Source organism: Stutzerimonas stutzeri (genome assembly GCF_051028275.1).
Lineage (GTDB): Bacteria > Pseudomonadota > Gammaproteobacteria > Pseudomonadales > Pseudomonadaceae > Stutzerimonas > Stutzerimonas stutzeri_AS.
The window spans coordinates 497,706-510,442 of sequence record NZ_CP069269.1; the positions used below are offsets into that span (position 1 = coordinate 497,706).

At 58.3% G+C, this 12,737-nt stretch carries 9 protein-coding genes; 1 reads left to right on the plus strand and 8 read right to left on the minus strand.

Annotated features, from left to right (window positions below):
- The first annotated feature begins 176 nt into the window (after positions 1-176).
- Positions 177-893: a UTRA domain-containing protein gene (locus JQR87_RS02260; RefSeq protein WP_407293002.1), complete on the plus strand. Its 717-nt coding sequence runs from the start codon at positions 177-179 to the stop codon at positions 891-893.
- A 68-nt stretch (positions 894-961) separates the two neighbouring features.
- On the opposite strand, the gene JQR87_RS02265 is transcribed toward JQR87_RS02260, so the two are convergent.
- From JQR87_RS02265 to JQR87_RS02300, 8 genes are all read right to left on the minus strand, one after another.
- Entirely contained in the window at positions 962-2,026 is a 1,065-nt protein-coding gene (locus JQR87_RS02265) for a DUF6708 domain-containing protein (protein ID WP_407292999.1), read from the minus strand.
- Positions 2,027-2,574: 548 nt separating this feature from the next.
- On the minus strand, positions 2,575-3,669 hold the full coding sequence (locus JQR87_RS02270) for a DUF6708 domain-containing protein (RefSeq protein ID WP_407292997.1): 1,095 nt from the start codon (positions 3,667-3,669) through the stop codon (positions 2,575-2,577).
- Positions 3,656-3,835 carry a hypothetical protein gene (locus JQR87_RS02275; protein WP_407292995.1) on the minus strand — a complete coding sequence of 60 codons (180 nt, stop codon included), beginning with the start codon at positions 3,833-3,835 and terminating at the stop codon, positions 3,656-3,658. Before JQR87_RS02275 ends, JQR87_RS02270 begins: the two co-directional genes overlap by 14 nt.
- Positions 3,836-4,219: 384 nt before the next feature.
- Positions 4,220-5,305 carry a hypothetical protein gene (locus JQR87_RS02280; protein ID WP_407292993.1) on the minus strand — a complete coding sequence of 362 codons (1,086 nt, stop codon included), beginning with the start codon at positions 5,303-5,305 and terminating at the stop codon, positions 4,220-4,222.
- Positions 5,292-8,717, minus strand: coding sequence for a toxin VasX (locus JQR87_RS02285; protein ID WP_407292991.1), 3,426 nt, complete (start codon positions 8,715-8,717; stop codon positions 5,292-5,294). Before JQR87_RS02285 ends, JQR87_RS02280 begins: the two co-directional genes overlap by 14 nt.
- Complete coding sequence (locus JQR87_RS02290; RefSeq protein WP_407292989.1) at positions 8,717-9,604, minus strand: DUF4123 domain-containing protein; 888 nt, start codon at positions 9,602-9,604, stop codon at positions 8,717-8,719. Before JQR87_RS02290 ends, JQR87_RS02285 begins: the two co-directional genes overlap by 1 nt.
- A complete protein-coding gene (gene tssI / locus JQR87_RS02295) occupies positions 9,591-11,711 on the minus strand; it encodes a type VI secretion system tip protein TssI/VgrG (protein WP_407292987.1) in 2,121 nt (706 codons plus the stop codon). Before tssI ends, JQR87_RS02290 begins: the two co-directional genes overlap by 14 nt.
- 256 nt (positions 11,712-11,967) lie before the next feature.
- Positions 11,968-12,486, minus strand: a complete 519-nt coding sequence (locus tag JQR87_RS02300) for an Hcp family type VI secretion system effector (protein WP_019339876.1) — start codon at positions 12,484-12,486, stop codon at positions 11,968-11,970.
- Positions 12,487-12,737 lie beyond the last annotated feature (251 nt).

Sequence of the window (12,737 nt, forward strand, 5' to 3'; positions counted from 1 at the left end):
GGTTTCGCCGATAGGCTTTGACGGACCGAAACAACCTGTGCGCACATTGCCCTACGCAACGATGTCACGTGCCGTTCATTTAGATTGCTTAGCCTTAAAAGCCTGTTTTGCGGCTCAACTGATGGGAGCAAGGGCTCCTTTCGGGTGCTGGACTAGTCCAGTCTGGGGGACAAGTGATGCGTGACGAGGCACCGCGAGCGGTTACGGCAATCTCACGGTCTTTGCAGGAGCAGATTGCCCATGGGTTGTTGCAGCCCAGCGGGCAACTGCCGTCTGAACGAAAACTCAGCGAACTCTTCGATACCACTCGGATCACGCTGCGAGAGGCGCTGGGCCAGCTGGAGTCACAGGGGCTGATCTACCGCGAGGATCGCCGCGGCTGGTTCGTCTCACCGCCTCGGATCGCCTACAACCCACTCGTGCGTAGCCACTTCCATGCCATGGTCGAGGAGCAGGGTCGGGTCCCGGCGACGGAGGTCCTGTCAGCCCGGCTGATGCCGGCTGCCGCGGACATCTGCGCGCGCTTGGCGCTGCCCGCGTTATCCGGCGTCATCCAGATTCGCCGCGCGCGACGCATCGACGGCCGACTGGTGCTCTACGTCGAACACTATCTGAACCCCAGCTTTTTTCCCGGAATCCTCAGCTACGACCTGACCCAGTCGCTGACCGAGTTATACGCGAGCGAATACGGCATTCACTACGGCCGCGTCCGCTTCGACATGGTCCCCACCGCTTTGCACCCCGAAGCCGCCTCAACCCTGCGCACCGCCCCCGGCAGCCCGGCGCTGCGCATCACGCGCCTCAACCGCGACCAGCATGACCGGTTGATCGATTGCGACGTGGAGTATTGGCGGCATGATGCGATTCATGTGTGTGTGGAGGTGCCGGAGTGAGAGGCAAGAATTTCTCAATCCCTGCGGGAAGAACTGGCGAATCGGGGCCATACGCGTAGCCCCGACGCTTACCCGGTAGTCGTCGCTGGGGCCTCTGGCTCTTCGCTGAATTTGGCCTGGTAGTAATCGAGCATGGATCGGCCGTTGGCGTAGGCCTTGCGCACGGCTGCGCTTTCATCGAGCAAGGCCTGGCTAGGCTTGGCGTGTTGCTCGGGTGGTAGGGGTTTCGACCAGTCCAGTACTTCTTGAGGAAAGACGGCTTTGGGCCTGCGTTTGACCCACTGGGCAATATGGCAGGGCAAGGTCCAGCCACTGCAGAACTGGATCAGCAAAAAACCGAAAGCGTAGCGTATCCACCAGTGCTCCTTGCGGTATACCTGGCAACACATGTGGAAGTAGGCCACGGTGCCTTCCTGAAATTCCTCACTGGACAGCAAAGGCGGCGCTGGCAGGGCGGCAAGGCCTTGTTCCATATAGACCCGGATGGCCTCCCACTCGCTAACAACCAAGCCAAGGTTACCTCCAGGGATGGTGACCCAGTAGACGTCGCCCGTTTCGGCGTTACGCAGACCGAGCATCAGAGCAAAGCTGGGCATTACTGCGTACTGGGTGATGACGCGGCTGGCGGACACGCAGGCGATTACTTCTTCCCATGGCACATAGACCGGCGCTTCACCTCGGTATACCAGGGCGACTTCGCGGCGTTGACGGTTGAAGCGAATGGGGGAGCGGGCGCTTATATTACGGATAATTCGGAACATGTTGAATGCGGCTAGAGAGGCGATTAGGCCAATAAAGCCCCACATATACGGATTTAAACTATTCTCTAGGAAAGATATCCAAAAGGGCCATCCAAAATAAAAAGACGTCATTGCAGAAAAAATATTGAACGAGGTAAAAAAAACAGCCAATGCCATAATCGAACCAATGTAAGAGCGCACAGCGAACTCGACATTGGCTTGTCCCGCGCCAACATCCAAAAACACCTCATTGGCATCCTGATGCATTTGCTGACCACTGAAGGCGGGCATGCCGGTGGGTACGGGCTTGGGCGACAGGTAGAAAACTTCGATGCCACTTTCCCGCTCGAAATCCCCCGTATGGGGCAGGCGGTCATACTTATCCTGAGGCATGCAGGTACTCCGGGGTGATATCGAGCCACTGAGGGGCTATACGGTTGGGCCCGCCCCGGGCGCGCCTTTGATCGGCTTGCGTGAGGCGGTCGGGTGCAGCGGTACGGCATAGTACAGATAGCCGTCTTTATGTTTGAGTGGCTCGTTGCCAACTCGGGTTGCACCGCGTTTTAGTCATTTGGAAAACTTGAATCCGACAGTGATATCAGCGGGTCGGTAGGGGGCTCAGCGTTGCTGTTCAGGTCGCGCTTGTTCGAGGTGGGTTGTTCACGCTTTGTCCTCGCCTCGGCAGCAGTACGCTGCGGGCCCTTTTGCCCTTGCCCCTGGTTTTACCGGCGCGGCATCTGCCGGGCTCTCGAAAGCAGCCAGAGCGCTCTTGAAATATTCGGGGAAGCTCAAGCCTGCGGCGAACGCCGCTTCGATCGCAGCGCTTTGGCTTAGCAGTTCGGCACTGGGCTTGGCCCATTGGTCGGGCGGCAGGAATTTGGACCATTCACGCACGGCTTTGGGAAAGCCCGCCTTGGGCAGGTGCTCGAACCATTCTATCCTCAGCCATGTAGATGCTCTGGGGGGAGATTACTTGGCATCGCGGGGGCCTCTGGCTCTTCGCTGAATTTGGCCTGGTAGTAATCGAGCATGGATCGGCCGTTGGCGTAGGCCTTGCGCACTGCTGCGCTTTCATCGAGCAAGGCCTGGCTAGGCTTGGCGTGTTGCTGGGGTGGTAGGGGTTTCGACCAGTCCAGTACCTCTTGAGGGAAGACGGCTTTGGGCCTGCGTTTGACCCACTGGGCAATATGGCAGGGCAAGGTCCAGCCACTGCAGAACTGGATCAGCAAAAAACCGAAAGCGTAGCGTATCCACCAGTGCTCCTTGCGGTATACCTGGCGACACATGTGGAAGTAGGCCACGGTGCCTTCCTGAAATTCCTCACTGGACAGCAAAGGCGGCGCTGGCAGGGCGGCAAGGCCTTGTTCCATATAGACCCGGATGGCCTCCCACTCGCTAACAACCAAGCCAAGGTTACCTCCAGGGATGGTGACCCAGTAGACGTCGCCCGTTTCGGCGTTACGCAGACCGAGCATCAGAGCAAAGCTGGGCATTACTGCGTACTGGGTGATGACGCGGCTGGCGGACACGCAGGCGATTACTTCTTCCCATGGCACATAGACCGGCGCTTCACCTCGGTATACCAGGGCGACTTCGCGGCGTTGACGGTTGAAGCGAATGGGTGACCGGGCGCCGATATTGCGGATGATGCGTAACATGTTGAACGCGGCTAAAGAGGCAATAAGCCCGATGAATCCCCACATGTACCAATTGGGGAGCACCAACGTCGTGAAGACCTCAAATACAGGAGCGCCAGTACGTAGATGATCATCAACGCCTAAGCCGATACCTACTACGAAAAAAAATATCACAAGTGACATCACTGAACCGATGTAGGCCCGCGCTGCAAACTCAACGCTGGCATGTCCCGCTCCGATATCCAGAAAAACCTCATTGGCATCCTGATGCAACTGCTGCCCACTGAAGGCTGGCATACCTGTTGGGACGGGCTTGGGCGACAGGTAGAAAACTTCAGTGCCACTTTCCCGCTCGAAATCCCCGGTATGGGGCAGGCGGTCATATTTATCCTGAGGCATACAGGTACTCCGGGGTGATATCGAGCCACTGGGGGGCTATACGGGTTGGGCCCGCCCCGGGCGTGCCTTTGATCGGCTTGCGTGAGGCGGTCGGGTGCAGCGGTACGGCATAGTACAGATAGCCGTCTTTATGTTTGAGTGGCTTGTTGGCCAACTCGGGTTGCACCGCGTTTTAGTCATTTGGAAAACTTGAATCCGACAGTGATATCAGCGGGTCGGTAGGGGGCTCAGCGTTGCTGTTCAGGTCGCGCTTGTTCGAGGTGGGTTGTTCACGCTTTGTCCTCGCCTCGGCAGCAGTACGCTGCGGGCCCTTTTGCCCTTGCCCCTGGTTTTACCGGCGCGGCATCTGCCGGGCTCTCGAAAGCAGCCAGAGCGCTCTTGAAATATTCGGGGAAGCTCAAGCCTGCGGCGAACGCCGCTTCGATCGCAGCGCTTTGGCTTAGCAGTTCGGCACTGGGCTTGGCCCATTGGTCGGGCGGCAGGAATATGGACCATTCACGCACGGCTTTGGGAAAGCCCGCCTTGGGCAGGTGCTCGAACCATTCTATCCTCAGCCATGTAGATGCTCTGGGGGGAGATTACTTGGCATCGCGGGGGCCTCTGGCTCTTCGCTGAATTTGGCCTGGTAGTAATCGAGCATGGATCGGCCGTTGGCGTAGGCCTTGCGCACTGCTGCGCTTTCTTCGAGCAACGCCTGGCTGGGCTTGGCGTGTTGCTCGGGTGGTAGGGGTTTCGACCAATCCAGCACCTCTTGGGGAAAGAGGGCCTTGGGGCGGCGCTTGACCCACTGGGCGATATGGCAGGGTAAGGTCCAGCCACTGCAGAACTGGATCAGCAAAAAACCGAAAGCGTAGCGTATCCACCAGTGCTCCTTGCGGTATACCTGGCGACACATGTGGAAGTAGGCCACGGTGCCTTCCTGAAATTCCTCACTGGACAGCAAAGGCGGCGCTGGCAGGGCGGCAAGGCCTTGTTCCATATAGACCCGGATGGCCTCCCACTCGCTAACAACCAAGCCAAGGTTACCTCCATGGATGGTGACCCAGTAGACGTCGCCCGTTTCGGCGTTACGCAGACCGAGCATCAGAGCAAAGCTGGGCATTACTGCGTACTGGGTGATGACGCGGCTGGCGGACACGCAGGCGATTACTTCTTCCCATGGCACATAGACCGGCGCTTCACCTCGGTAAACCAAGGCGACTTCGCGGCGTTGACGGTTGAAGCGAATGGGGGATCGGGCGCCGATATTCCGAATGATGCGGAACATGTTGAATGCGGCTAGCCCTGCGATTAGGCCAATAAAGCCCCACATAAATGGATTAAGCTCATACTGCAACCAACTCGGCCAGAATGGTTCTTTATCTCTCCTAAGCCATGCGCCTAAGCCAGCCACAAAGGTGTGAAGCATTATGAGAACCATTATCGACGCAATATATGATCGCGCGGCAAACTCAACACTTGGCAGTCCCGCTCCGACATCCAGAAAAACCTCATTGGCATCCTGATGCAACTGCTGCCCACTGAAGGCAGGCATACCTGTTGGGACGGGCTTTGGCGACAGATAGAAAACTTCGGTACCACCTTCCTGCTCGAAATCTCCCGTATGGGGCAGGCGGTCATATTTATCCTGTGGCATTCAGGTACTCCGGGGTAATATCGAGCCATTGGGGGGCTATACGGGTCGGGCCTGCCGCGGACATGCCTTTGATCGGCTTGCGTGAGGCGGTAGGGCGCAGCGGTACGGCATAGTACAGATAGGCGTCTTTGTGTTTGAGCGGTTTGTCGGCCAGCTGCGGTTGTACTGCCAGACGCAGCCGCAGTTGCGATTGTGGGCCGACCCAGTCTGGCGAGATGTCTAATGTCAGGGCCAGTTGGGTATCGTCGAGCTTGCACAACGCTTTACGCACCTGCTCACCGACATCTTGGGCAGGCCAGCCCCGCTGGTACTCCCACTCTGCGGTTAGGCGCAGCGGTTGGTGGCGCAAACTGGCTAGGCTGACCCCGGGCAGGCTAATGACCAAGCGCCGAACCGAGGCACCATCGAGCGCGCGCTCGATGGTGCCTTTATCACTGATCTCCGGGCGTAAGGTGGCTTCGGCAAGATGTTGGGAATGGGTTGGCCAGTCCCAGTCTTGATCTTCCAGCCCCCAGCAACTGTTCAGCATCCAGCGTTGCTCATCATCCAGATTGCCGTAGTTGTATAACGCCTCGCCCCCGAATTGCAGGGCGGTCGCTGCCAGGCCCCAAGGCGTCAGTCGTGCTGAAAAGCTTAGGAACCGCACTCCTCGAGTCGCCCAAGCGGCACCCATGACCGCAACACGTTGGCCGGGCGCGGCGCGGGAGGCTTCCATCATCAGCCCGCCGAATTCGGCAAACGCCTTGGCTGTGATTGCCGCGTTGACCGCAGTACTGCTCGTATCACCAGCTAGGGCCATCAGGGCACCAGCCCGCTCACCAGTCGTGCCCGTGCGGGTGGCGTCCAGCCATTTATTCCAGTTGCTCCAGGACGTACCCGCAGAGCCCAGCAGGGCCAATGGAGAAATCACTACCCCCAGACCTAACCCCAACTTGCCCAGCTTCACTGCGAATTGCATGCCTCCTTTTCCAGCTGAGCTGGCCACGATGGATTTAAAAGCTTGATCCACCAGGACAATGTGAGCGTTTTGATAGACTGAAAGAGCTGAAGAAACTGGGGCAAATAATGCGCCAGCAAAGACTATATAATCTTTCAACGATGGATCATTAGCGGCACTCTGCCATGTATTCAACGCTTCTCCGAAGTTCCGTACTTGAAGAAACAGTGCCACTAACGGCAGCGCACTGCTTTTCACGGCCGCCGCATGGGCACCCCTCTCACCATAGCCGCCCCGCGGGCCAAGGCGTAGGCGACGGATTTCTTCGTTGAGCAGGTTTTGCTGTGCCGCATCCATCTTCAGCTTGACGCCAACGAAGCCTGCCTGGACGGCACCAGTGGCGGTCACGCTATTCTGCAATTGATTAATTATGGCGGTACGCTGTTGGCGGACTGCGGCCAGCTGCTGGTTGAGCTGCTGCTTTTGTGCTTTTACATTTTGTCGTTCTGCCTCGCTGATCGTGCGCCGCTTGCTGTCGGTCTTGGCACGGTCGCGCAGGGTGTTGAGCAGATTCTCTTTGTCCAGTAGTTCAATCAGGGTCGTTAGGCGAGATTTGAACAGACTGACATCCTGTTCGGTCGCTACCACTAGGTTGGCTCCGTGCGCCTTCAACTCCGCCAGGCTACCCAGACGGTGTGCTCGGTTGCTGTAGGTGTCGAGCTTATCCAAGTGGGCTTTCAGGTCGGGGCTGTTCAGTTCGCTTTGCACTCCTGCCAGCCAATCCTGCAGGCGCAAGGCGATAGCCGGGGAATAGGCAGCGTTGACGGCTTGGCTGACCGTTTGGGCAGAAGCACTGAGGCTAAGGCTGTTGGTCCAGTGGTTGCCTAGCAGCGCACCCACCTCCTGCAGGCGAACCTGGGCATCGCCGAGTCCGCTTTTGAGGTTACGTGCATCGTCGAGCCATTTGATCAGGTCCCCTGATTTGCCCGTCAGGAAATTCAGATCCAGCCGGCTGGCGAAGGCAGGCAGTATGTAATAGGGGTATTTGTGAAAGTATTCGCCGACCGCCTTGAGGCTCTCTTCGGTACGGCACAGGTCGCGCACGCAATTTTGCTCCATGACCAGAGCGGCCATCTGCTGGTCGGGCACTTTGGTGTCGAAATACCAGGCGCTTCGATGGTACTCGGTCGCAGTGAACAGCGTGACGCGATCCTCGGTGATGCGGTCGAGGCGTGCATTCCAACGTTTCAGGTGAGCACGTTCCTGCTCGAGGTATTGGCGCATCTCCTTGTGGCGCACCAGATCATGAATGCCTCGCGCACCCAGGCCCTTGCCATCCAACGCGGCGTCTGAATGGTCTTTTAGGGCTTCGATATCGTCTCCCAGCTCGTCATACAGATCGTCGCCCAAGGCCTTCTGCATGGTGTGCTTCTTCGCTGCGACACTCGCCCTGGCGGCGCGCGTCTTGAGATCGAACCCTCGCCCTGGGTAATGAGCTGTCGCCGGGCTGCTGCTCTGAATGCCTTTCAGGTCATTGCGGGCATTGAGGTAGTCGTAGATCGTCTGCCGCTGCGCGGGCGTGGTTTTTTCGAACAGGGCATCTCGGGTGCCGGCACGCTTGGCCGTATCGTCGTTCAGCACCATCAGGGTTTCGATGTAACTGCCGATGCTGTACTTGAGATCGTTGCGGCCCTGCTCGATCCATTTCTCGATCCAGCCGACCACGGTGTCCTGTTCTTGTGCAAGATCCTGCATGACGCCCAGGCTGTCTTTGAACACCAGGTAGAGCTGGTCATGTTCGTAGATGGGGAGCAGTTGTTTCTTGACCAAGCCGATGGTGGTTTTGTTATACAGCGGAGTGCTTTCCCAGGCGTAGTCTTGACCTTCCTGCGGATCGGCCCCCGAAGGCGGTGTGCTGCCAGACGGCGACTCTGCAACTTCGGCCAGCCAACTTTCGGCTTGCTGGCTGGTGAGCAGATGTTCTCCGCCCTCAGCACAGGTTGCCTTGGAAAGATCCACTCTCTGCATGAAATGTTCGCGTTCCTTGCGGCTCTTGAGCATCTGTGAGCATTTAAACGCCGTCCATTGCACTTCGGAAAAACTCACGTGCAGCGTACTGCCTCGGGCGAAAACCAAGCTGTGTTCCGCCAATTTTCCCTGCCGTTGATCCTGAGCCGCTTCCTTGCCCTTCCAGACAAATTTGCTCACGACACCTTTTTCGACGCGGTATTCGTGAAGGTAGCCGGTTTCGTTATCGATCACGTACAGCCAGCCATCGCGAATAAGCCGAATGCCCAGCGGTCGCGATTTGAGTCGATAGGGCAGACGCAATTCTGCCGACGGATCGAGCCGCTCGACCAAACCATAACGCAGGGGCAGTAGCTGCACCTTGTTCTTCATGAGCGGGCAAGCGCCGACGGGGCTTTTGGCGTCGCTCTTGGCCTTGTCGGCTTGGTTGGGGTTCTTTGCAGTCATCAGGAAGTCCTTTTCGCTGACGAGGCGCGAGCGTATGCCAGATCCGCTGCCTGTTCGATACGTTGGGTGGGTGTAAGCGATGAAGGTTGGTTTACTAGATCGGCGATGTCCGAGTGCATATCCAGCACGTCGGCGCCTAGCAGGCCGAAGAGGTTGGCGTAGAGCGTGATGTCATATTCGCTGTTGAAGCCCAGGCCATAGGCACGCTCTGCCAGCGCCTGCAAATGTTGCCAACGCTGGGACGGGCTCAGTGTGGGTTGGTAAGTGGGGAAATAGTCGCGCATGTGCGCGTCCAGGCGGATGAGGGTGCTGCGAAAGGCCACGCCACCAAGGCAGTCCATTTGCTTGTCGGACAGTCGATAGGGACGATCCTGTCGATTAGGGGTTGTCGGACCGGGGCGTTGATGCTCATGCCAGGCGTTATCGATGCGGTCCGCAGCTACGATCTGTTCGATTGGGCCAAACAATGTCGCATCGTTATCTTGTTTGGCTTGGTTCAGTAGCGCATGCATGACCGCAGGGTCGGCCAAGCGCAGCAGCATCTTTTCTCCCAATGGGTGACTGACGCATACCAGCCAGCGTAGGTGGTTGAGCAGGGCCTCCCGGGTGGCATTACTGAATAACAGGTAGCCCCATTCTTCTTGACTGTTTTGCACAAAAGCAGCCAATGCTGAGTCGTGCTGACCGTCAATGCGCACCAGGCAGGGCGACACATCACTCAACTCAGCCCAAGGCGTTTCCAGATACAGCACGTCGAAAACCGGCGACTCGGCCCATTCGTATAGCCGTTTGGGTAGCGTTTCGACGCTGACGCCGTCGAGCAGTAAGTAAGCTGGCGTGTCCCAGGGTAACTCCGAAGGCAAATGGTGCAAATCATGAGTCGACATGAGCGGCCTCCTGCTTTGCTGCTTCGCAGATGGCGCACAGAGGTTGCTTGCGCTGCAAGGCCTGCTTCTGTGCCTGTATTAACAGCCCGCCAGCCGTGTCCGTAGCCGCCGGCTTAAGCTGCCCCGGCAGCACAGGCGCCGCGCCTGAGCCTTTACCCGGGCTTCCCCCCGAATTCATCTTTATCAAAGGCCCGACCATGGTGATGCCGCTGGCGTCGAGTTTGATGAAGCTGCCGGCGGCTTTGAAGGTGAGTTCGCTGCCGGCTTCAAGGACTACCTTCAAGCCGCTGGAGAGGTGGATCTCGTTACCGGCTTCGATGAATTGGCCGGTCCCGATTTTCAAATGCTGGTTGCCGCCGACGGTCAGATGGTCGTCTGCTTTGATTTCGCTGCGACGGTCGGCGTGGGTGGTGCGGTGCTCTTCGGCCTTGAATTCGCTGTAGCTGTTGGCCTCGACGGTGTCGTGGCGTTCGTGGCCGACGCGGATCATCTGGTCGTGCTCGATGTTCTCGTCCCAGTCGCGCTGGGCGTGAACGTATATCTGCTCGGCGCCTTTGCGGTCTTCGATGCGCAGTTCGTTGTAGCCTTCACCGCCTGGGCTGCTCAGGGTTTTAAACACGCTGCGGGTCTTGTTCGCGGGCAGCTCGTAGGGGACGGCGTTTTCCTTGTGATACAAGCAGCCTGTCACGAGGGGCTGGTCGGGGTCGCCCTCGAGAAAGGTGACCAGCACTTCCATGCCGACGCGTGGGATGGCGATGCCGCCGTAGCGGTCGCCGGCCCAGCTTGAGCTCACACGCAGCCAGCAGCTGGTGTGCTCATCGGCTTGGCCTTCGCGGTCCCAGAAAAACTGCACCTTCACCCGGCCATATTCGTCGCAGTGAATTTCCTCGCCGGTCGGGCCGGTGACAACCGCGCTCTGGCTGCCGAGGATGCGTGGTTTGGGGTGGCTGAGTGTGGGTCGGAAGGGGGCGGTCCAAGGCGTGGCGGTGAAGTGGTTTCGGTAGCCTTGGGTGAAATCATGTGAACCCTGCGCCTCGCCGCTAAACAATGCGCCCCAGCGCTCTCCATGACGGGGAGGGGATGTCAGTTCCAGGGCACCTGAAGAATCTGTGACCGATTCTTCCAATACTTGTGGTTGCTTACCTTCGTGGAAGACTTCGGTGAGCAGCCACAGCTGGTTCCAGTCGCTGCGGGGATGCGCTTCGAGCGGTAGGAAATGACCGCTGACCAATAGCGGCTGGTCGCTCTCGCCCTCGGCCAGTTCGAAGTCGTGGCGATGGCGCTCCAGTGCCCGCCGGGACAGGTGCTTGCCTCGCTCGCGGTCGACAAAGCGGCCGGGATAGTCGTAGTCCTCGAGGTCGGGCTGGTTGTTGCTTCCAACCGCCGCCTCCAGGGTCAGACGGGGCTTTTCGAAATCGTAATCGCGGCGGGTGACGCGCGCAGCGCGGGTCTCGACGCGCACGCCAAAGCGCTTGATGACCGGCTCATCGGCGACCAGACCGCTGTCTTGCTGATAGGCAACCGAGGCGAGCGCCGGAAACACGGTCTGGTCATCACCGAAGACCAGCATGTGGCCGGCATCGCTGTGCTGGAAGTGGTAGTGAATGCCTTCTTCTTCACATAGGCGCTGGATGAACTGAAGATCCGTTTCATCATATTGAACGCAGTAGTCCCGTTCGGGGTAGATCACCGGGCCAAGATCGAAACGGTGGCGATCACCAGCGAGGATGCCGTGCTCATCAAGCACCTTGGCAATGATCTGCGGTACCGAGCGCTTCTGGAAAATGCGTTGGTTGGTGCGGTGAGCCAGGTAGGCGAGCTGTGGGCGCAAGGTAACGCGATAGCGCGTCAGCCGTTTGCCGGAGCTACCCTGGGCTGCACTATAGATCAACCCGTGAATGCCATTGCCGCTGGGCGACAGCGCCAGAAAGGCCTGCTGATGCAACAGGCTTTCAATGTTCAGATCAGGGCGCTCGCTGACCAGTTCGATGTCGAATGAATAGGGCTGCGAAATCGACTCGCGGCCCGTGAATTCGAGTACCTGCAGGTCTTGTTGGACGCCGTCAATAATGAGGTTGAAGTGCGTGTCGTTGGCCGGATTGAACATTCCCTGTTCCTTTGTAACCAGTCCATGGCAGCGAGCCGCTATCGGTTCGCAAGTCGGCATCACATGGATTCATGCGGGCCGTAGTGCGGACTGGTGAAGCGTCCAGTTCCGCATATGTCTGTGGCTATTTTCGCGCTTTTCGCTAGATGGCCGTGTGAAGCATTACGTCGTTTACCGAATCCGTCTGTTGAAAACGCATCGGCCAGGTAAACCTGGCCGATGTTTGCTACCTATGGCCGCAAGGCCCGCCCGCGGCTTAGGCCGAGATCGGAGTGCGCCAGTCGTCGGAGCCGGAAGTACCGGAGACTTCGTGGGTCCAGACGATCTTCCGGTAAGTGAAGTACACGTCTTCCAGATGGGTGAAGTGAGACATGTTCGGGTCCTGGCAGTTGGGCATGCGCGACTGCACGTCGACGATTACCGCGTCTTCCAGTTCGATGGTGAAGTAGTGCTCCTGAGTACCGGTGGAGGACGTGCGGTACCACTCCAGACGGCATTTGTTCAGACGCTCACCGGAGGTCAGGGCGTTGAAGATCAGCGGCGACGATTTGTCGAACACCTTGGTGATCATCAGCGGCTTGTGGACGCGCTGGCCGGTAGGCTGACCCGATTGTGGGTCGCGCGGAATGATGACTTGGTGCTGGAAAGCCTGCACCAGGATCTGGTCTTCATGTCCTTCCTGGAAGATATTGCCGACCGAGTCCTCGGTGAAAGTGCCTGCAGTGATCAGGCCTTGCTTGGTGCCTTCGAGGGACAGATACGCGGGTGTTGGCATGAACGCTCTCCTTGCCTTGTGAATGCCGGAATGGCCCGGAAATGACTTCAAGGCGCGTGCCATGTAACAGAAACTCCTCGCATATCAATAAGTTAGCGAGTTAGCTGTCCGCTGTTCCAGCTTGAGTGGGGGGCGGCTCACAATAAGCTGGGCAACTTTCTGCCGAGCCCTGCGCAAGCTTTGGCACAATTGTGCTGGAGCCCAGCGTTCACGCGACGTGCAGCTGGGCTAGCCGGGTCTCATAGCACAAC